Genomic DNA, 21,338 nt, shown 5'->3' on the forward strand with positions numbered 1-21,338 from the left:
GTCAGCAGGCCCGCATATTCGCCCTGCGCGCCTGAGTTGGGCTGCTGGGAGATCGCGTCATAACCGGTGATCTGGCACAGCTTGTCGTTCAGGTCGGCAATCATCTCGTGATAGCCCTGCGCCTGATCTTCGGGGCAGAACGGGTGCAGATTGCCAAACTCGGGCCAGGTGACCGGGATCATCTCGATCGTGGCGTTCAGCTTCATGGTGCACGAGCCCAGCGGGATCATCGCCCGGTCCAGCGCCAGATCACGGTCGGCCAGACGGCGCATATAACGCGTGATCTCGGCCTCGGCCCGGTTCTTGTGGAAGATCGGGTGGGTCAGGTATTCGCTTTCCCGCAGCGCATAGTCCGGCAGGCGGTATTGCTTGTTCGAGCTGTCATCGGTGCGGTCGATGCCGAAGGCACCCCAGACGGCCTCGATGGTCTCGGGGCGGGTCTGTTCGTCCAGGCTGATGCCGACCTTGGTCTCGCCAACTTTACGCAGGTTGACACCGCGCGCCACGGCAGCTTCCATGACGGTCTTCTGCAGATGGCCGACCTCAACCGTGATGGTGTCGAAGAACACTTCCGGTTCGACCGAGAAGCCTGCCTCTTCCAGACCAGCGGCCAGGCGCGAGGTCTTGCGGTGCACCGATTGCGCGATGGCCTTGATGCCATCGGGGCCGTGATAGACCGCATACATCGAGGCAATGACCGCCAGCAGCGCCTGCGCGGTGCAGACGTTCGAGTTGGCTTTCTCACGCCGGATATGCTGCTCGCGGGTTTGCAGCGACAGGCGGTAGGCCTTGTTGCCACGGCTGTCGATCGACACACCGATGATCCGGCCCGGCATCGAGCGCTTCAGCTTGTCGGTGGTTGCCATATAGGCGGCGTGCGGGCCGCCATAGCCCATCGGAACGCCAAAGCGCTGGGTCGAGCCGATGGCGATATCCGCGCCCATCTCGCCCGGTGACTTCAGCAGCGCCAGCGACAGGATGTCGGCAGCGACGATGGCGATGGCTTTATGTTCGTGCAGGGCCGCGATTTCCGATGTGAAGTCGCGCACGTGACCGTGGGTGCCGGGATACTGGAAGATCGCACCAAAGACGGCTCCGGCGTCCAGGCTGTCGGGATCACCCACCTGAACGTCGATGCCCAGAGGCTCGGCGCGGGTTTTGATCACCGCGATGGTCTGCGGGTGGCAGTTCTTGTCGACAAAGAAGGCTGCGTTGTTGGCTTTCGAACGCCCGCCGCGCTTGGCCATGGCCATCGCTTCGGCAGCCGCAGTGGCTTCGTCCAGCAGGGATGCGTTGGCCACGTCCAGCCCGGTCAGGTCAGAGACCATGGTCTGGAAGTTCAGCAGCGCCTCAAGTCGGCCCTGGCTGATCTCGGGCTGGTACGGCGTGTAGGCGGTGTACCAGGCCGGGTTTTCCAGGATGTTGCGCAGGATCGGCGCGGGCGTGGTGGTGCCATAGTATCCCTGACCGATCAGCGAGGTCAGAACCTTGTTCTTGCTCGCCACCTCTTTCATGTGGAACAGCGCATCGCGTTCCGTCATCGCCGGACCCCAGTCCAGCGGCTCTTTCTGCCGGATCGCGGGTGGGACGGTGGCGTCGATCAGTTCGTCCAGCGTCTTGAAGCCGATCACCTTGAGCATGTCGCGCATCTCGGTGGGCGACGGGCCAATGTGGCGGCGATTGGCGAAGTCATAGGCTTCGTAGTCGGTCAGTTTGAAGGCCATCTTTGCGCTCCTCACGGATAGGTCAGGGCCGGCGGAGACTGCGGGAGCCTCCGGCGGGAGTATTTGGAAAAAGATGAAGCGGGGGAGCCCCAAAGGCGGGGCTCCGGGTTTGGGTCAGCCGATGAAGGCTTTGTATCCGGCCTCGTCCATCAGGTCTTCAAGCTGCGACGCGTCCGCAATCTTGACCTTGTAGATCCAGGCTTCGCCCTCGGGGTCGTCGTTCAGCGCGCCGGGGTTGTCGGCCAGCGCTTCGTTCACTTCAACGATCTCGCCATCGACCGGGGCGTAAAGTTCCGAGGCCGCCTTGACGGATTCGATCACGCCGATCTCGCCGTCTTTCTCGAACTCGTCGCCCACTTCCTGCTGCTCGACAAACACCACCTCACCCAGCTGTTCAGCCGCGTGTTTGGTGATGCCCAGCGTGGCGGTGTCGCCCTCAACGGTCAGCCATTCATGTTCTTCGGAATAATAGGTTGCCATCTTGTCTCTCTCCTGACTTCAACGCTTGTAATTCTGTGTGACGAAGGGCAGCGCCACGATCTCGGCCGGTTGCGCCTTGCCCCGGATGATCAGGTTCACCTTCTCGCCGGGCGCGCCATGGCCTTTGCTCACATAGCCCATCGCAACCGGGCCACCCACCGTGGGGCCAAAGCTGCCCGAGGTGATCTGACCAATCGTGTTGCCCTCAAGGCATTGCACCTCGACGCCCTGACGCGCCGGTGCCCGGCCTTCGGGCTTGATGCCCACCAGCTTGCGCGCCGCGCCCTCGGCCAGTTCCTTTTGCACACGCTCGGCGCCCGGGAACCCGCCTTCTTCCTTGCGGCGCTTCTGCATCGCCCAGCCCAAAGACGCCTCGACCGGCGAGGTGCTCTGATCAATGTCATTGCCATAAAGGCACAGACCCGCCTCGAGCCGCAGGCTGTCGCGCGCGCCCAGACCCGCCGGTTCGCAATCCTCATGCGCCAGGAACGCGCGGGTGATCTCGATCGCCTTGTCCTCGGGGATCGAGATCTCATACCCGTCCTCGCCGGTATAGCCCAGACGCGAGATGCGGCATTCAACGCCGTTGATATCGGCCACCGTGGTTTCCATGAACTTCAGATCACGCGCGGCAGGGCAGAGTTCCCCAACCACGTTTTCCGCTGCGGGGCCTTGCACGGCCACCAGCGCGCGGTCGAAGATCTCGGTCACTTCGACGCCGTCCAGGTTGTCACGCATATGCGGAATGTCCTGATGCCGCAGCGCCGCGTTCACCACCACAAAGTAATGATCCCCCGCATTCGACACGATCAGGTCATCCATGATCCCGCCTTCAGCATTGGTGAAGAACCCGTACCGCGCCTTGCCTTCCTTCAGCGTCGCATAAGCCTGAGGGCACAAAGCTTCCAGCTTCTCTCCCACATTCTCACCGCGCAAAATCACCTGACCCATGTGAGACACATCAAACAACGCCGCCTTCTCACGACACTGCTTATGCTCTCCCATAATCCCCATCGGATACTGAACAGGCATCTCCCAACCCGCAAAACCAACCATCTTACCTCCCAACTCAACATGCAACGAATGGAGAGGCGTGCGTCTAATCTCGGTCATCGTACAAACCTTTCAATCAACGGGACTGGTCGCGAACGACTGTGACTGTGCAATGCGCATTGCGCACGACACGGGCCAGGTTCGGGCCGATCTCGTAGTTCGGGAAGTCGCCTTTGGTCGAGGCCATGATGATCAGGTCAAAACCGTCTTTGTAGGCGAGTTTCAGGATTTCGCGGTAAACGCTGCCTTCTTCGACGTGGACCTGCACGTCAGAGGCATTGCCGTGATCCAGGATTGCCTGGACCGCACCGCGCACATGGTCCTTTGCGCCAGCACCATAATTGGCGGGCAGGTTGGGCAGCTTGATGATCTCGGGGATGACGGCAACTGCGTGCAGTTCGGCACCGTAGAACTTGGCCTGTTCCAGCGCGAGCGGCAGGGCGTTCTTCCACGAGCGGTCGTCGGTGTGATCAATGGGCAGCAGGATTTTCGTGGCCATCACGTCTCTCCTCGAGTTATGGAATTCTGTTTCGAAGTTGGAGGGCCGGGATGGCCCTCCGTGGTTTCTCAGATCCGGATTACTCGGCGGGCTTACCGCCGGGTTCTTCGGACTGACCGTTGGTTGCAAAGAACTCTTTCGTCAGTTTGAAGACGACCGGGCTCAGCAGGATCAGAGCGATCAGGTTCGGCAGTGCCATCATTGCGTTCAGCGTGTCTGCCAGCAGCCAGATGAAGCCCAGATCCGCAGTTGCACCGAAGTAGATCATGATGATCCAAAGGATGCGGTAGGGGATCAGCGATTTGACACCCAGCAGGAACTCGACACATTTCTCGCCGTAGAACGACCAGCCAAGGATGGTGGTGAAGGCAAAGATCGACAGAGCGATTGCGATCAGATACCCACCAACGCCCGGCAGGGTGGTTTCGAACGCCAGCGACGTCAGCGCGGCACCAGAAATACCCAGTTCCGGATCCTGGTTGAACAGCTCGACCGATGCGTCCAGAGCACCCGAGGCGATGATCGCCAGACCGGTGATCGAGCACACGATGATGGTGTCGATGAACGTACCCAGCATCGCGATCAGGCCCTGGTTGACCGGACCTTTGGTCTCGGCCGCTGCGTGTGCAATCGGGGCGGAGCCCAGACCGGCTTCGTTCGAGAACACACCGCGTGCAACACCAAAGCGGATGGCCAGCCAAACCGCTGCACCGGCTGCGCCACCTTTGGCGGCCCAAGGGGTGAAGGCGTAGGCGAACACATCAGCAAGGGCTGCGCCGATTGAACCGATGTTCAGCAGCAGAACCAGCAGACCGGCGAGGATATAGGCCACGGCCATGAACGGAACCAGTTTACCAGCAACAGCACCGATGCGGGTAATGCCACCCAGGATCACAGCTGCGGTCAGAACCATCAGCACAACACCGGTGACGGATGTGTTCAGGCCGAAATTGGCTTCCAGAACCTGTGCCACACCGTTGGCCTGCACACCGTTACCGATGCCGAAGGCTGCGATGCCACCGAACAGGGCGAAGGCAACGCCCAGCCAGGCCCATTTCGCACCCAGACCGTTTTTGATGTAGTACATCGGGCCGCCGACATAGTTGCCCAGCTCGTCCTTCTCGCGGTATTTCACCGCGCAGACGGCTTCGGCATATTTGGTGGCCATGCCCACCAGGGCGGTCATCCACATCCAGAACAAGGCGCCCGGACCGCCCAGGAAGACAGCAGTGGCCACACCAGCGATGTTACCTGTACCGATGGTGGCCGACAGCGAGGTCATCAGCGCGTTGAACGGGCTGATCTGCCCTTCGCCCTGACCTTCCCGGCCCTGGAACAGCAGGCTAAAGCCCTTGCCGATGCGCAGGATCGGCATAAATTTCAGGCCCACCTGCAGGAAGAAGCCGACGCCGAGGATAAGAGCCAGCATCCAAGGCCCCCATACGACGCCATTGATGGCCCCTGTGATTGAAGTTAACGCTTCCATGGTATCCCTCCCATTTGCGTTAGGTTTGTGCCCCGTTGGCGACGGCCCGTTGCCGGGCCTGCCTTAGGGCAGCGAAGTCTTCGTCCGCATGGAACGATGAACGGGTCAGCGGGGTTGCCGACACGTGCAGGAAGCCCTTGGAACGTGCGATTTGTTCCAGCTGGGCAAACTCTTCCGGCGTCCAGAACCGGTCAATTGGATGGTGTTTCGGAGTGGGTTGCAGGTACTGACCAACAGTCAGAAAATCGACCTGCGCAGCACGCAGATCGTCCATGACCTGACGTACGTCCGTGAGTGTTTCCCCCAGGCCCACCATCAGGCCGGATTTAGTGAAAATCTCGGGGTTGGCGCGTTTTGCATCGTCCAGAAGGCGCAGCGAAGTATAATACCGCGCGCCGGGACGTACCGTTGGGTAAAGATGCGGCACAGTTTCCAGATTGTGGTTGAAAACGTCCGGTGCGGCCTCAAATACAATATCTGAGGCAGAGCCCTTTCCAAGAAAATCAGGGGTCAAAACCTCAACCGTGGTGCCGGGGTTCTGATGACGTACGGCGCGAATGGTCTGCGCGATATGCTCGGCCCCGCCATCGTCCAGATCATCGCGGTCGACCGAAGTGATCACCACATGACGCAGGCCCAGTTTCTTGACCGCTGCCGCAACCCGGCCGGGCTCGAACGCATCCAATGCATCCGGGCGGCCCGTGGCGACGTTGCAGAAGGAACAGCCGCGTGTGCAGACCTCGCCCATGATCATCATGGTGGCATGGCGCTTGGACCAGCACTCGCCAATGTTCGGGCAGGCGGCCTCTTCACAAACGGTGGCAAGATTGTGCTCGCGCATCAGGCGACGGGTTTCGTAATACTCGGTGCTGTCACCCTTTTTCTTGCGAATCCACTTGGGTTTGCGCGGGATGACACTGTCAGCCTTCTTGGCCTTTTCAGGATGGCGAGGGCGAAGCTGGATGGTCATCTGGCGGTCCCCTTTTACGCGTGAATTGCGCGGCCCATGGCGTCGAGACAGGCTTCTTTGACCGCCTCGCCCATAGCCGGGTGTGCATGACAGGTGGAGGCGACCTCGGACACGGTAGCGCCTTTGGTCATGGCCAGTACCAGCTCGGCAATGAGATCGCCGCCATGAGCCCCGCAGATATGCGCGCCCAGGATGGTGCCATTGGGATCGGCCAGAACTTTGACCGCGCCATCGGTTTCACCAGTAGACCGCGCGCGCGAGTTGGCCATGAAGGCGAACTTGCCAACCGAGTATTCTGTACCGGCCTCTTTCAACGCTTCTTCGGTTAGGCCAACCGAGGCGACCTCTGGGTCGGTGTAGACTACACCCGGAACGGTGTTGTAATCGACGTGAGCCGTTTCACCCGCCAGCATTTCAACACAGGCAACGCCGTCCTCTTCGGCTTTGTGCGCCAGCATCGGGCCGGGAACACAATCACCGATCGCATAGACGCCAGGGACCGAGGTCTGGAACGTGCCGTCAACTTCAATAAAGCCGCGCGGGTTTACAGCGACGCCAAGCTCTTCAAGGCCCAGCCCGCGTGTAACGGGGCGGCGACCAACGGCGATCAGGACCTTGTCGGCCTCGATCACCTCTTCTTTGTCTTTACCCACACGATCCACGGTCAACGTCAAACCAGTCTCGGTTTCTTCAACGGATTTCAGGGCACGCCCCAACTGGAACTTCAAACCGCGCTTGCTGAGCGCGCGCTGCGCCAATTTGGCTATTTCACCATCAATGCCGGGCAGGATGCGATCCAGATACTCAACAACCGTAACTTTCGCGCCCAATCGCGCCCAGACCTGACCCAGTTCCAAACCAATCACGCCAGCTCCGATCACCACCAGATGATCCGGCACGCTGTCCAACGCAATCGCGCCGGTCGAACTCAGGACGTTCTGCTCGTCAATCTCGATCCCGGGCAATGGGGTTGGCTCGGACCCTGTAGCAATCAGGATGTTCTTGGCCTCGTGGACGTCATCGCCCACTTTGACTTGTCCTGCCGCCGGAATGCTGGCCCAGCCTTCGATCAGATCAACGCCGTTTTTCTTGAACAGAAACGCGATGCCTTTGGTCAGGTCGCCAACGATCTTGTCCTTGCGTCCCATCATTTCGGGGACATTGATGCTGGCCTCCCCGACCGCAATGCCATGGGAGGAGAGATGGGAGAGTTCGGCAAATTTGGCCGAGGAGGTCAGCAACGCTTTGGAGGGTATGCACCCCACATTCAGACACGTGCCACCCAGTGCCCCGCGCCCTTCGACACACGCCACTTTCAGGCCTAGCTGGGCTGCGCGGATGGCAGCAACGTAACCGCCTGGTCCACCACCGATGACAATCAGGTCATAGCTCATTTCGTCGTCTTTCAGTAAATCGGGTAGCTAGTGCAGAGCGCGCGGACTTGGGCGCGGGTTGCCTGTTCAACGGCGGCATCGCCTTCCGGAGATTTGGCGAGTGCATCCAGAACGTCACCGATCAGGTTGCCGATCTGTTTAAACTCTTCCGGTCCAAAGCCCCGGCTGCATCCAGCAGCGGTACCCAGACGAATACCGCTGGTGATTGTCGGCTTTTGCGGATCGCCTGGAACGCTGTTCTTGTTGCAGGTGAACCCCGCACGCTCCAGCGCGGCTTCGGCATCTTTGCCGGTTACGCCGATTGGGCGTAGATCGACCAGCATCAGGTGGTTCTCGGTGCCGCCGGAAACGATGTCACACCCGCGCGCAATCATGACGTCTGCCAGAGCCGAAGCACTATCGACCACGCGCTGCATGTAGTCCTTGAATTCGGGTTTCAGTGCTTCGCCGAAAGCCACGGCCTTACCAGCGATCACATGCATCAGCGGACCACCTTGCAGGCCCGGGAACACCGCTGAGTTGATCTTTTTCGCCAATGCTTCGTCATTGGTCAGGATGATGCCGCCACGCGGGCCGCGCAGCGTTTTGTGCGTGGTCGACGTCACCACATGCGCGTGACCGATGGGCGAAGGGTGCAGACCGGTTGCGACCAGACCCGCGATATGCGCCATGTCAGCCAGCAACCAGGCACCAACCTCATCAGCGATGGCGCGGAAGCGGGCGAAGTCGATCTTTTGCGAATAGGCCGACGCGCCCGCGATGATCAGTTTGGGTTTTTCTGCTTTGGCCAGCGCCTCAACCTGATCGTAATCGACCAGGCCAGCTTCGGTCAGGCCATACTGGATCGGACGGAACCATTTGCCGGATTGCGCCGGTTTTGCGCCATGGGTCAGATGCCCGCCCGCATCCAGCGACATACCCAAAATGGTGTCGCCGGGTTGCAGTAGCGCCAGTTTGACCGCGCCATTGGCCTGCGCACCCGAATGGGGCTGAACGTTTGCATATTCACAGCCAAACAGCTTTTTCAGCCGTTCAATGGCTTCGGATTCGACTTCGTCGACATACTCGCACCCGCCATAATAGCGTCGGCCCGAATAGCCTTCGGCATACTTATTAGTCAGAACCGAGCCCTGCGCTTCGATCACGGCCTGAGAGACGATGTTCTCGGATGCGATAAGCTCAATCTGCTCGGCCTGGCGTGCGCCCTCGCGGTCAATCGACGCAGCGATGACAGGATCGGCCTCTTTCAGCGACGTTTTGAACATGGTTTTCTCCTCCGCTTTCGAATCCTCGGTTCGAAACTTTGTTTCCTATAGTGGAATTTTGCTCCTTAAGGCAACATATTTCTCATATTCGTGATGTTGCGTGATTACAGAGAACTCTGTAACCTGCGATAAATTGGGAGAAATTTGATGGGCGACGACCATTGGAATGAAGGTTCTGTTCAGGACGAAGAGGACGAAGGCGCGGCGTTGGGCCGGTCCATTCGCGATGCACGGCGGGAAAAAGGCTGGACTTTGGAAGAGGCCGGGCGCGCTGCGGGAATCGGTCGGTCGACCTTGTCGAAAATTGAAAACAACCAGACCAAGCCCAGCTTCGAGATCGTGCGCCGACTGACCCAGGCGTTGGATATGAACCCACCACAGCTGTTCTTGGAAACGGGCCAATCCGGCATATCAGGCCGGCGCGATTTCACAGCCAAAGGTCAGGGCGAGACGCGGGAAACCGCGACCTACCTGCACGAACTGCTGTGTTCGGACCTGACCAGCAAACGCATGTTGCCCTATATCGCGACGATCCGGGCACGGGACATGTCCGAGTTCGATCCGCTGGTACGCCATTCCGGTGAGGAATTCATGTATGTTCTAAGCGGTGAGCTGATCTTTTTGTCGGAACATTACCGGCCTCTGCCGATGAAAGCCGGGGATTCACTGTATTATGACAGTGGGATGGGGCATGGCTGTATTTCGACCAGCAAGGAAGACGCAAAAGTCCTCTGGGTGTCGCTGGAGTGAACTCGCATTGACCCAGGAAGCTGAATGTTCCTAGTCAAACTCGCTAACTGTCAAACCGAAATAGCAACGTCTTGTTTTTCGATCCGCGCGGGATAATGGTCGCTTCACCAGGGCCTGTGTTTGCGAGGACATTATTCCATGAGCCAGAGATTTGACGCGTTCGCCGCTGCCTTGCACTACGATGATCTGCCTGAAGAAGCACTGTGGACGCTGCGCAGATCATTTCTCGATACGATGGGGGTGGCAGCTGTCGGATCCACTACAGAACTGTCAGATATCGCGCGACGTGTCGCCCCGCTGATTTTTGGCGCGGGCGGGGCCGGACAGTCACAGATGCTTATGGATGGTCGGACGGTCAGCCCGGTTGGCGCAGCTATGGCCGGGGCGTTCACTGTGGACAGTATCGACGCCCATGACGGCACAACACCCTGCAAGGGTCATGCGGGGTCAGCGATCTTCCCCGCACTGATCGCTATGGCTCAAGCCAGCGCTCCACAAATAAGTGGTCGCCGCTTTGCCGAGATTCTGGCCGCCGCTTACGAACTCTCCTACCGCGCCGGGTTGGCTCAACATGCAACCTGCGCTGACTACCACACATCCGGGGCCTGGACCGCCGTTGGCGTTGCGGCAGCAGGTGTCAAGTTGCTTGGAGGAACGGCCGAGCAAATCCGCCAAGCGGCTGGCATAGGGGAATACCACGGCCCGCGCAGTCAGATGATGCGATGCATTGATCACCCGACTATGGTGCGGGATGGGGTTGGATGGGGGGCGCCGTCTGGCGTTACAGCCGCTTACCTTGCGATGGAAGGCTTTACTGGCGCCCCTGCCCTGACCTGTGAGGGCGAGGACGCAGCAGCGTTCTGGGCTGATTTGGGATCTGGCTGGCGATTGGTCGATCACACACATTACAAAGCGTATCCCTGTTGTCGCTGGGCACATCCGTCACTCGATTCCGTCAAAGAGATGATGCGTCTCCACAACCTGTCTCATACCCAGATTGAGCGCGTCGAAATCCGCACCTTCCATTACGCCACCCGTCTGGCTGGGCATGAGCCTGCAAATCAGGACGAATTTGCCTATGCGATCGCGTTTCCGGTGGCTGCAATGATTGTGCGTGGCAAAGTTGGGATCGAAGAGTTGAGCGCCGCAGCCCTGCGCGACCCGGACATCCTGCGCGTCAGCCGTACCATTGAGCTGATTGACGACCCCGAGATGACCCGCATCAGCACCGACAAACGCTGGGCTCAGGTCACTTTGGTGTTGAACGATGGCCGCCGTATTCAGGATGCCCCCCGAACACCGCGAGGAGACGCGGATTTGCCCCTCAGCGACGCTGAGATTCGAGCCAAATTCCACGACCTTGCTGACCCTGTGCTTGGCACGGAACGTGCTCAAGAGATCGCAGAGCTGGCGCTGCAGTTCGACGAGCTTGATAGCGCTGGCTTCAAGCGACTGTTGGATCTCTGCTGTCTTCCGGTCTGAGCGCACCCTGAAAGACTGGCAACGTGCCGGATTGTTTTTGAAAAATTTGCCAGTGGCTCGTCGCGACATTTGCATGTCGCGGGATTGGTATATTCCAAATCTGGTCCGCAATAGCCATGGGGCATGATACGCGCATTAAATGAAAACTGGGCCCTGTTCTTAGGGATGCTCATGCTGATGGTCGCCAATGGCCTGTTGGCAACTCTGCTTACAATTCGCGGGGCAAGCCTAGGATTTAGCGACTTTACGATCTCTGTCATGCAGGCCAGTTATCCGCTGGGCGCGCTTGCGGGAACGGCGATGGCCCCGCGCCTCGTGGAAAACGTCGGGCATATTCGGGCCTTTTCGGCGCTTGCGTCGTTGGTATCCATCGCGGCAATCGTACATCTGCTGACCAGCGACGCCATCAGTTGGAGCGTCATGCGCTTCCTGGGCGGATTCTGCTACCCAGGCCTCTATGTGATCACCGAAAGCTGGCTGAACGCAAAATCCGACAACAACACGCGTGCGCAAGTGCTGTCGCTCTACTTCATTATCCAGCTCGCAGGGCCTGCGTTGGGTACCGCGCTTGTTGGCTTTCCAGATCCAACGGGCAATCTGCTGTTCGGAACCGTCTCGATCCTTATTTCTTTGTCTATCGTACCGCTGCTTCTTTCAGGCAACAAAGCGCCAGAGTATACGGTTCCGGAACGCATGCCTGTGACCCGGTTATACAAGGTCTCGCCCATCGCTGTAATTGGCATTGTGCTGGTCAGTATCGGCGTCTCGGCACATTACATCACCTTGCCTTTGTATGCCTTGCAACAAGGGTTTTCAGCCGCACAGGCATCGGGTGCCTTGGTGGCAGCACTGATCGCCGGTGCCGTTGTTCAATACCCTGTGGGATGGATATCCGATCACACTGACAGGCGCTACGTTGTCATCGGCTTGGGTGTTATCGTTGCGGTGTCAGGCGCATGGATGGCTGTCAACATGTCTCCCTCATTTATCGTTTACGGCTTTGTAGCGATCGCCATCGGGTTGTACCCGACTTATTCGATCCTGACCGCACATGCGAATGATCAACTTCGATTGTCCCAAATCGTACCCGCCAGTGGCACCATGGTTCTGCTACTGAACATCGGGCTACTGGTCGGAACCATGTTGGGCCCAAACGCCATATCATTGTTCGGAGGCCGCGGGTTACAGGTGCTCTTGGCCGGCATCGGGCTTTCTGTTGCGCTTATTGCGTTAATCCGGCGCTTTCAGGTCGCCGCACCGTCTGAGACCGGTGAAGTGCAGGTTGTCGGTATCATCGGCGCAGCACAACCCGGTGTCTTGCAAGCCGAAACCTTGGTTCAGGAAGAAGAGGCTGGCATTGTCGGGGATGACCGCGTGGATAAAACCTAGTGCCGCGCCGCATCGTCGCCGGGCACAGCCGGGCGCTGCACCACAGACGTACGGATTTCGTCAACAAACAGGTTGATTAGCCGCTTTCTGGGGCTATCGGCGCGCAGCAAGACACCAAGCGCCCGGGAAACGGGTTTGCCGTCCAGAGGTATCTTACGCAACCGCCCGAACTCCGGATCCGGCATACACAAGTTCGGTACGATTGAAACACCCAAGTTATGTGCCACCATGCTTGTAAGATCCTCCAAGGATTTCATTTCCATGGCATATCTCACCCGGAATCCGTTCCGGGCAAGCCAAGTGTCGGCCAGAACACCCACCATCCCATCCCGGGCGTGACGGACAAAGGGTTGCTCTGCAAGGATTCGGGTCGGATCGGTATCGGTCACATCAGGAGAGGTCACCAGCACCAGTTCTTCATCCGCAAAAGGATGCCATTCCAGTTCTGAAGTCAGGGCTTCCGGCGAACTCAATACTGCCGCGTCGATCACCCCGCGCTCAACCTGTGTCTGCAGGTCTCCGGACAAAGCCGATGTCACATGGACCTTGAGTTCGGGGTAGGTTTCCAACAAGCGGCGGACAGTGAGCGGGATCAGTCTGCGGATCGTCGATGACACAGCTCCAAGATTGAACTCGCCGCCAAAGGCAGCGTCACCCGCCACACCGTCCAGGATTGTATCATAGGCACGAACCAGCTCTTTTGCCTTGGGCACCAGCGCCCAACCAGTTTGATTGAGCCTGGGCGTGCGTTGGCTGCGGTCGAACAATGTGATCTGCAGTTGATCCTCGAGCCGCTTCATCTGCTGCCCAACCGCCGCCTGAGACACATAGACCTTGTCAGCAGCCGCAGCAAAACTGCCCGTCTCAGCGATTGCAATCAGGGTTTTGTACAGCGTGATGCTCATGAAACCACTCGGGTATGACCAGAAAAGGATCTAAGCCAATTCTTTATTTAAGATAAAGTATTTTTAAATTGAGTAAAGCATAGGTTTTGCGCGATATGAATGTCAGTGAACAGAGGAACCGACAATGTCTATCCACAGCAAAATCGTTGATGATCTGGTGGCCAACGACATCAGTTTCGTGACTACCGTACCGTGCAAGCAGTTGGCCGGTGTCATCGACGAGGTCGAAGCGCGCCCCGAGATTTTTCACATCCCCTCCAACAAAGAAGACGAAGGCATGGGCCTGTGTGCCGGGGCCTGGATGGGGGGCAAACGACCCGCCATCATCATGCAGAACACCGCCATCGGCGTGACGATCAACACGCTGGCCACGTTGATCCAATACTACCGGATGCCGTTGCCCATGCTGATCTCATACAGGGGTGAGCTGCGCGAGCCAGTGGCCTGTCAGGTTGAAATGGCGGTGCACACCAAAGCACTTCTGGCTCAACTCAACATCCCTACGTATCATTTTCACAAGGAAAGTGACGCGGACGAGCTGGATACGATCCTGAAATACACCTTCATGTGCAACAAGCCGGTCGCCATTCTGACCGACGCATCCTTCTGGGGAGGCTACGGAGACCAATGATCCGCTCTGAGATTCTGAAAGATATCGCCCCTGTCATCCGCGACCATTTGGTGGTCTGCAATATCGGCATCCCCAGCCAGGAGCTGCACGCCATCGACGATCAGCCAACCAATTTCTACATGCTGGGAACAATGGGACTAGCCTCAAGCATCGGGTTGGGTTTGGCGCTGGCTCAGGACAAAAAGGTGATTGCCATCGACGGCGACGGCTCGGTTCTGACTAATTTCGGCACTTTACCCACGATCGCGAATAACGTGGCCGACAATTTCATCCTGCTGATCGTTGATAACGGATCATATGGTTCGACCGGTGATCAGCCGACCTATGCGGGGCAGAAAACCTCTTTGGCGGCAGTCGCTTCGGCCTGCGGTTGCGAAAACGTTGTCGAATGCCGGGCCGAGGATACAAAACAGGCGGTCGAAGACGCACTCGCCGGAAACAAGATGACCATCATCGTGGCCAAATGCGAAAGCGGCAATGCCAAGATGCCCGTCATCACTATGGACCCGGTGGTGATCCGTGATCGCTTCATGAAAGCTGTTCAGGCCTGAGGTCCCGATCATGCTGCCGTCCGGCCAGATCCATTCCAGCGCGGATGCCAGGCGGATCGCCCGTCGGCGTCTGCCTTGGATGGTGTTTGATTATATGGATGGTAACGCGGGTGAAGAGCACGGCGCGGAGTTGAACCGGCGCGCCTTGCAGGACATTCGCCTGCGCACACGGGTACTGGTGGATGTCAGCGATCGCAGCCTTGAGCTGCCCGTCTTTGACCAATCCGCTGCCAGGCCGTTTGGTATCTCTCCCATGGGTATGTGTAATCTGGCAGCACCCGGGGCGGACCTTATGCTGGCACGTCTGGCCGCCGACTACAAAATCCCGCATGGGGTTTCGACCGTGGCATCGACTCCGTTGGAAAAGATCATCGAAGTGGCTGATGGCCACGCCTGGTTCCAACTGTATTTCAGCGGCGATGGCAGCAGCGCCATGACCCTTGTGGATCGCGCCAGGACTGCGGGCTATCGCACATTGGTTCTGACGCTGGACGTGCCTGAGGTCGGTCGTCGCCCGCGCGAACTGCGCCATGGCTTCAAGATGCCGTTTCGGATCGGACCACTGCAATTTCTCGATTTCGCCTTGCATCCACGCTGGTCGCTAAACACCCTTTTCCGCGGCAAACCACAAATGGCAAATTTCCCAGACGGCACTTTTGACCGCACCGAATCCCGCGCCCGTGCTGATTGGGATTACCTTGCTCGACTGCGTGACCGATGGGAAGGCAAGCTGGTTGTAAAAGGTGTTCTGGATACCGAAGACGCGCTGCACCTGAAACAGGCTGGGGTAGATGCCATTCAAGTTTCAAGCCATGGCGGTCGTCAACTGGACGCAGCAATTCCCCCAGTTTTGGCGCTGCCCGAAATCCGCCGGGCCGTTGGACCGGATTTCCCCCTTTTCTACGACAGCGGTTTGCGCAGTGGCGAAGACGTCGTGAAAGTATTGGCTTCGGGGGCTGACTTCACCTTTTTGGGACGTATCCTGTTATACGCAATCGCCGCGAAGGGCGAGGCAGGGCTGCGGGACTTGTGGAATGTGATATCGCGGGAAACCAGCCTGACACTGGCACAAATAGGCGCCACATCGCCCCTGCCCGCACAGCTTGGACAGTGCCTCGGCCTTTCCGACAGGTCCACACAAGGATCGACAGCGTAGTCAATTTTTCTGGGTTCTGTTTGTCAGACCCAAGATTCAGACAATGGTGTCGTAAACTGGGTCACAGACAACCGATCAGCTTCCGTTGTAGACGTTTCAACATCTTAAGCCCCGAACAGCTCGATACAGTCAGCGGGGCACACCTGGAATCGGGGCCAACATCAACCTGCGCTAAAGCAACAATCCCAAAGGTTGTCAGACAAGAGCCTAGAATTCTCAACCAATTAGGGGTACTAAAGCACAATTCAAAGAAGATTAATTTACTGAAACATTAACTGCCACCGGCCAAATTGGGCTAAGGTGATGACGTGCAAACGTCAAAAAAATGGATTTGAGCCAAAGCACAGGATTTGTCTGAGATGTCATCAAGCATTCCCTCCCTTTCCAGTTGGCTGGACGAAGCCGGGCTGGGGAAATATGCCGACATCATGAAAAAGGCCGCGATCGAGCCAGACATGATCGGTGAACTGACGGATGCAGATTTTGTAGAGCTGGGCATTCCAATCGGAGATCGGCTGCGTTTCCGGCGGCACTACCAGGCGTCATTTGAAACCAAATCTGACGCCACTGCTGTCCGCAGTTCGCAAACCGGCTCAGAAACAACCACTGAGCATCGCCAGATCACAGTTCTTTTCAGCGACCTGGTTGGGTGGACAGCGCTTTCAAATACGTTCGACTCAGAGGATTTGAGCGAGGCAATCTCGGAATGCCGTGCGCTGTGGACCGCTGCCGTCGAACGCTATGATGGATTTGTGGCCTTCAGACTTGGCGATGGGATGATGGCCTTTTTCGGCCACCCGCATGCCTATGAAGATGGCGCTGAACGCGCGATTCACGCCGGGCTCGACATTGTCAAAGCGATTGAAAAATACAGCGAAAACTCAAACCTTGAAATTTCCAGAAGATTGGCTGTGCGGGTTGGCATCGCAACTGGCAAGGTTCTGTTGAACAAGAAAACAACGGAAAAGTCCGAAGATATTGACATCTTGGGCTTTACGCCGAACTTTGCAGCCCGACTTCAGGGTGCGGCGCAGCCGAATTCAGTTTTTGTAAGTTCCACCACAGCCTCTTTGGCGTGGCAGAGGTTCAATTTTCAGCTGCACGAAGGAATAACCCTGCGCGGAATTGATGAGCCACATAAAATCTACGAAGTCCTGGGCGCCGTTGGCAGCAGCGAACGCCCCACCCGCCAAAGCAGCGAATTTCCTCGTGAGATTATTGGCCGCGCCCACGAAATTGGAATTCTGAATGACTTGTGGGCGACAACCGTAGAAGGCGACGGACAGATCGCAATAGTCTCCGGCGAGGCAGGGATCGGGAAATCAGCGATCACGACCGGTCTCCTGACGCAGAGCGCCTCAGTGGATGCTGAAACCGTGCAGATGGAGTGTCGGTCCTACTACTCCAACAGCTACCTTCATCCCGTGATGGACTACGTGGCCACCAAAGCGCATATAACCGACGCGGATACGGATGAGCAGAAACTGGAAAAGCTATATGCATTTTTGAGCGTGAAGGGCATCCAGGATCGTCAGGACCGTGAAACGATTGCGAATATGCTGTTCTTCGACACGCACAGGGACACCCCTGCGGCAATGTCGACCGAAAGGCAGAAAGCCGAAAGTATCAGGTGCCTTGTCAAAATTCTTCTGCACTCCAATGATGGTCGCCCAAAGATCATCCTTTTTGAAGACGCGCACTGGGCAGACCCAACTTCACTGGAGCTTCTGCATGCCCTTGCTGCTGAAATACCTAATCACCGAGCGTTTCTGGTCATTACATCGCGGCAGGATGAAATCGGTGCAATCAATCACCAGAAATCTGTCTTCAGTCTGAAGCTCAACCGGCTTTCCCGCGCACAGGGCATACAGATCATCCGAAACTGGTCTCCGGGCATGCCCGTTTCAGAACAACTGGAACAGCAGATTCTGCACAAATCGGACGGTATTCCATTCTTTCTTGAGGAATTGACCAAGACCGTCTGTGCAAACATGGCTTCCGACACAGGTGCAAAGCAGGGCACTTTCGGTCAGCGTGATTACGTGACTATCCCGGCAACGCTATACGACTCGTTGCTTTCACGCTTGGACAGGTCCCCTGAGGCACGAAAACTCGTCGGCTGTGCCGCTGTTATCGGTCGGGAATTTTCCGAGCTTCTTCTGTCCAGGATTTCACGAGTAAACCGCGACGAAACCCGCCGCATTCTGACCGTACTGATCGATGCTGGCCTATTGGCGGATTCTCCGGACACCTTAGACGGTGTTTTCAAATTTAAACACGCGTTGGTTCAGGATGCCATTTATGATGGCCTCACGCGCAAAGCACGGAGTGAGTTACATGCACGTATCGGGTTTGTTTTGGAAAACTCGAGCACTGAGGCAGTCAAGAAGTCGCCAGAAATTCTGGCGCAGCATTTTGGCAGAGCAAACAACAAGGAAAAAGCGCTCAAGTACTGGGAGGCCGCTGGGCGCCGTGCAATGGAACACTCGGCGACGACAGAGGCGATTAGTCATTTCGAACAGGCGCTTTCCTTAATCGACAGCAATCCGCCGGATCGAGAAAAGAAACGCCAAAAAATTGAGTTACTTACAAAATATGGTGCAGCATTGACCAGCGTGAAAGGCTATACTGCGCCCGAAACTGTTCAAGCATATGAAGACGCGTGGCAGCTTACCAATTCCGGTGAGGACAAGACCTGCCTGCATGAAATTCTGTACGGAATGTGGAATTCAGCACAGGTTGGGTCGGACTACACACGTGCCCAGGAGCTTGCGGACCTCTGTCTGGAGTTCGCCCGACAAAGAGATGACGAAGTCTCAAAATTAGTGGCACATAATCTGTGCGGTGTAACCTCTACGTTGCGGGGGGATCATAGCCGGGCCGAAACACATCTTTCCGAATCTGTCGCGATCTATGATCCCACACGCTTTCAATCGCTGTCCATCCAGACCGGCGAAGACCCCGGTGTCGAAAGCTTGTCTTTTTTGTCGCTCAACCGGTGGTATATGGGTCGCACGAAAGAGGCCGCTGATTTTGCGGATCGGTCGCTTACACTGGCGAAGAAAATTGCGTACAAACAATCGCTTGTTTACTCACTGGCGATGCGTGGGGTCCTGCTGCATTTCAGTTCCGAATATGATGCCCTGATTGAGGTATCCGACGACATAATCGGGCAATCGAAACGTCAGAACTATCCTTTCTTTGTCGAGTGGAGTCTTAATCTGAAAGGCTGGGCGCTTGCGAAAAAGGGGCGTCATGACGAGGGGCTTGCCCTTATGTCAAATACATGGCGGCAAGGGTTTTGCACCTTGCTTGAGGCAAAGGTTCATCTTGAAACAGGTGAGAAAAACGTGGGGCTGGATTTGGTTGACGACATAATCGCCAAACAACCCTGGCTCTCACCTGAAGCGCAGCGTGTCAAAGGAGAGCTTTTGTTGCTGGGTTCAAACAGGGATCGGGATGCCGCGCGCGCGTGTTTTCTTGACGCCTTCACACTTGCGGAAGAACAGGGCGCGACAAGCCTCATGCTCAAAATCGCGCTCAGCATGGCGGATCACGCGTCGACCCAGGATCCGGGATGGCCCGATCTGGTGTTCCTCAAGCGGGCACTTGCCGCAGTTGACACAAGCAACCCGTCAGTCGACCTGAAAAGAGCACAGAAACATCTAGAGCGGTTAGGCGGGAGATCACCGAATGTTGCGTGAAAAACAGAAAGCAGACACCGCTCAATCGAAAGACGACGTTCTGGCATTTTTCCGCAAACTCAGGAAGATCGATAACGCGCTTCGGTTCCCCGAGGGATCTGCGCAAAGGCTGTTGGACCTTGAATTGAAGCCCACGCCTTTTCAAAAACGGCACCTATTCGACCACATGGCCAGACAAACCCCTGCGCTTTACCGGGATTTCCCACAGCCCATAGCGCGGGGAGACGACGGTGAGGTTGTCTGCACACCAGAGCAGTTGGCGACCCGGTTGAGTAAATGCAACGCCTCCGAAACCTATCCGGTTCGATTGGGAACAAGTGACGAAAAACGGGACCTGAGTATCGCGGAAATCCTGCAACGCTGGCGGCAGTCCGGAGTGATCATGGGTGTCACGGACCTTCCGGTTCGAAACGGCGCGCTTTCCGAATTCTTTGACGTGGATTTCCTGCAACCGTGGAATCTCATGTCTGGTGCTTCCGAAAACATTCGCGAGTTGGAAATGCTGACTGCAGTGTTCAGCACAGCCGGCAAGCTGACCGACTCTCACTCAGATGACATGGCAGTTTGCAATCATTGCTGCGTCGGAAGCAAATTGTGGCTCGCGTGGGACACGTACGAAGGGCTTGCAGCTGGTCTGGACGATGTTGAACGGGTCAGTGTGACAACCCGCGCCCGGTTCGATGCCGAGGCATTCTTGTCCCTGAAAAGCGCCTGCTGGTTCATCATCCGCCCTGGTGAAACCCTGTTCTTACCCGGCAAGTTCACACACCGCGTCTATACGCTGGAGAACTATATCGGCGTTGGAAGCTTTTATGTCGGCTTTAGCAACCTGTTGCACACAGCCCGCCGCTGGATGACTCATGGCTCGCTGTGGGACCCTGTGCCTGATGGGCCGAAAGGGCAACGTGCGGACGACTTGCTTGCGTTTGGAATGTCTTCCTTGAAGACTGTTTTGCAATCAAACGTCACAACGCAACAAGACTATGGCATCGCAGAAATAACCACGACCCTTGACCACATTGATTGGTCAGATCCTGTTTTAGCCAACCTGCTACTTGATCGACCAAAATTTGCAAGAGCGGTGGATATGCTGCGCAAAGCCACCGCTCAAACCACGTGACCGGGATCAGCCTTTATTGTTCGGGTTTTTCTTAACACCACCACCGCCATCACGTCTTTGGCGGTTGTCATTGATCAGCTTAATCGCTGTGGTGATGTTTTCCAGTTGCTGCACAGCGCTATCCTGCGAACGCAAAAGAATTTCTTCAATCTTGTTGAGATGGGCAATGGGCAGTTCATTCAAATCAGCTTCTTGTACAAAAACAGTTAAATCACTCATGGTATCTCCCTTTCTGATCAGGAGAATGAGCTTGCGCATCCAATCGGTCAAGGTTTTAGTTTCTATCCCAGATGCACAGTCAACTTTCTGACCACATGCCGATAATCAAAATTTCTCTGCCAGAGGCAGAGACCAAACAGCAAACTTTAAGGGGTAAAAATGGCGGCCAACTACGATTGCACCAAATGCCCCGGGTTTTGTTGCACCTACGATGAAATCGACCTGCTGGCCCCCGACGTCTTTAGGCTGTGTTCGTATTTGGGCATCTCAGAAGAGAAGCTGATCTCAAAATACACCAAGTTTGGGATGTTCAGTGGGCGCAGCCGATACCCTTTGAAGCTTATGCATAAGGCTGACCGCGTCTACAAAAAGATATGCGTGTTCTTCGACCAAGATCGACGCATCTGCACGGTATACGACGCGCGGCCCAAGGCCTGCCGTGCGTATCCACATGGCGACCGGTGCGGGTACTATGACTTTCTGTCGTTTGAAAGAAATCTGCACAAAAACGAAGATCATATTCCGTCTGCCTGACAAGCGACCTGACGATCGTCAAAGCA

19 protein-coding genes are annotated in these 21,338 nt (G+C 56.8%); 9 read left to right on the plus strand and 10 right to left on the minus strand.

Annotated features, from left to right (window positions below):
* From AC2FNU_RS03215 to glyA, 8 genes are all read right to left on the minus strand, one after another.
* On the minus strand, positions 1-1,724 hold a 1,724-nt coding region (locus AC2FNU_RS03215; RefSeq protein ID WP_496784693.1), incomplete at its 3' end, for an aminomethyl-transferring glycine dehydrogenase.
* 114 nt (positions 1,725-1,838) lie between these two features.
* Entirely contained in the window at positions 1,839-2,204 is a 366-nt protein-coding gene (gene gcvH, locus AC2FNU_RS03220; RefSeq protein ID WP_171096793.1) for a glycine cleavage system protein GcvH, read from the minus strand.
* A gap of 18 nt (positions 2,205-2,222) precedes the next feature.
* On the minus strand, positions 2,223-3,317 hold the full coding sequence (gcvT, locus tag AC2FNU_RS03225; RefSeq protein ID WP_496784694.1) for a glycine cleavage system aminomethyltransferase GcvT: 1,095 nt from the start codon (positions 3,315-3,317) through the stop codon (positions 2,223-2,225).
* Between the two features lie 16 nt (positions 3,318-3,333).
* Positions 3,334-3,756 (minus strand): universal stress protein, encoded by a 423-nt coding sequence (locus AC2FNU_RS03230; protein WP_496784696.1) that lies wholly within the window; start codon positions 3,754-3,756, stop codon positions 3,334-3,336.
* Between the two features lie 79 nt (positions 3,757-3,835).
* Positions 3,836-5,242 (minus strand): alanine/glycine:cation symporter family protein, encoded by a 1,407-nt coding sequence (locus AC2FNU_RS03235; protein WP_496784698.1) that lies wholly within the window; start codon positions 5,240-5,242, stop codon positions 3,836-3,838.
* 19 nt (positions 5,243-5,261) lie between these two features.
* Positions 5,262-6,212, minus strand: a complete 951-nt coding sequence (gene lipA / locus AC2FNU_RS03240; protein ID WP_496784700.1) for a lipoyl synthase — start codon at positions 6,210-6,212, stop codon at positions 5,262-5,264.
* Between the two features lie 14 nt (positions 6,213-6,226).
* Positions 6,227-7,606: a dihydrolipoyl dehydrogenase gene (lpdA, locus tag AC2FNU_RS03245; protein ID WP_496784701.1), complete on the minus strand. Its 1,380-nt coding sequence runs from the start codon at positions 7,604-7,606 to the stop codon at positions 6,227-6,229.
* An 11-nt stretch (positions 7,607-7,617) separates the two neighbouring features.
* Entirely contained in the window at positions 7,618-8,871 is a 1,254-nt protein-coding gene (glyA, locus tag AC2FNU_RS03250; RefSeq protein ID WP_496784703.1) for a serine hydroxymethyltransferase, read from the minus strand.
* 147 nt (positions 8,872-9,018) lie between these two features.
* Between glyA and AC2FNU_RS03255 the strand changes: the two genes are divergently transcribed.
* From AC2FNU_RS03255 to AC2FNU_RS03265, 3 genes are all read left to right on the plus strand, one after another.
* The gene (locus AC2FNU_RS03255; protein ID WP_480800014.1) at positions 9,019-9,621 is read left to right on the plus strand and encodes a helix-turn-helix domain-containing protein; all 603 of its coding nucleotides are present in this window, start codon (positions 9,019-9,021) and stop codon (positions 9,619-9,621) included.
* 138 nt (positions 9,622-9,759) lie between these two features.
* The gene (locus tag AC2FNU_RS03260) at positions 9,760-11,103 is read left to right on the plus strand and encodes an MmgE/PrpD family protein (protein WP_496784705.1); all 1,344 of its coding nucleotides are present in this window, start codon (positions 9,760-9,762) and stop codon (positions 11,101-11,103) included.
* 123 nt (positions 11,104-11,226) lie between these two features.
* Positions 11,227-12,492, plus strand: a complete 1,266-nt coding sequence (locus tag AC2FNU_RS03265) for an MFS transporter (protein ID WP_496784707.1) — start codon at positions 11,227-11,229, stop codon at positions 12,490-12,492.
* On the opposite strand, the gene AC2FNU_RS03270 is transcribed toward AC2FNU_RS03265, so the two are convergent.
* The gene (locus AC2FNU_RS03270) at positions 12,489-13,397 is read right to left on the minus strand and encodes a LysR family transcriptional regulator (protein ID WP_496784709.1); all 909 of its coding nucleotides are present in this window, start codon (positions 13,395-13,397) and stop codon (positions 12,489-12,491) included. The two genes, AC2FNU_RS03265 and AC2FNU_RS03270, sit on opposite strands and share 4 nt — an antisense overlap.
* A 124-nt stretch (positions 13,398-13,521) precedes the next feature.
* Here AC2FNU_RS03270 and comD point away from each other — a divergent pair, with 124 nt between their 5' ends.
* From comD to AC2FNU_RS03295, 5 genes are all read left to right on the plus strand, one after another.
* Positions 13,522-14,028: a sulfopyruvate decarboxylase subunit alpha gene (comD, locus tag AC2FNU_RS03275; protein ID WP_171095649.1), complete on the plus strand. Its 507-nt coding sequence runs from the start codon at positions 13,522-13,524 to the stop codon at positions 14,026-14,028.
* Positions 14,025-14,579: a sulfopyruvate decarboxylase subunit beta gene (gene comE / locus AC2FNU_RS03280; RefSeq protein WP_496784711.1), complete on the plus strand. Its 555-nt coding sequence runs from the start codon at positions 14,025-14,027 to the stop codon at positions 14,577-14,579. The genes comD and comE overlap by 4 nt, the downstream gene beginning before the upstream one ends.
* Positions 14,580-14,589: 10 nt before the next feature.
* Positions 14,590-15,735, plus strand: a complete 1,146-nt coding sequence (locus tag AC2FNU_RS03285) for an alpha-hydroxy acid oxidase (protein ID WP_496784713.1) — start codon at positions 14,590-14,592, stop codon at positions 15,733-15,735.
* 359 nt (positions 15,736-16,094) lie between these two features.
* The gene (locus tag AC2FNU_RS03290; protein WP_496784715.1) at positions 16,095-19,439 is read left to right on the plus strand and encodes an adenylate/guanylate cyclase domain-containing protein; all 3,345 of its coding nucleotides are present in this window, start codon (positions 16,095-16,097) and stop codon (positions 19,437-19,439) included.
* Positions 19,429-20,559, plus strand: coding sequence for a hypothetical protein (locus AC2FNU_RS03295; RefSeq protein ID WP_496784717.1), 1,131 nt, complete (start codon positions 19,429-19,431; stop codon positions 20,557-20,559). Before AC2FNU_RS03290 ends, AC2FNU_RS03295 begins: the two co-directional genes overlap by 11 nt.
* Positions 20,560-20,565: 6 nt before the next feature.
* On the opposite strand, the gene AC2FNU_RS03300 is transcribed toward AC2FNU_RS03295, so the two are convergent.
* Positions 20,566-20,778, minus strand: coding sequence for a hypothetical protein (locus AC2FNU_RS03300; protein ID WP_171105850.1), 213 nt, complete (start codon positions 20,776-20,778; stop codon positions 20,566-20,568).
* 159 nt (positions 20,779-20,937) lie between these two features.
* Between AC2FNU_RS03300 and AC2FNU_RS03305 the strand changes: the two genes are divergently transcribed.
* Positions 20,938-21,312 carry a YkgJ family cysteine cluster protein gene (locus AC2FNU_RS03305; protein ID WP_496784719.1) on the plus strand — a complete coding sequence of 125 codons (375 nt, stop codon included), beginning with the start codon at positions 20,938-20,940 and terminating at the stop codon, positions 21,310-21,312.
* Positions 21,313-21,338: the final 26 nt, after the last annotated feature.

The organism is Ruegeria sp. BHSB064, assembly GCF_059613205.1.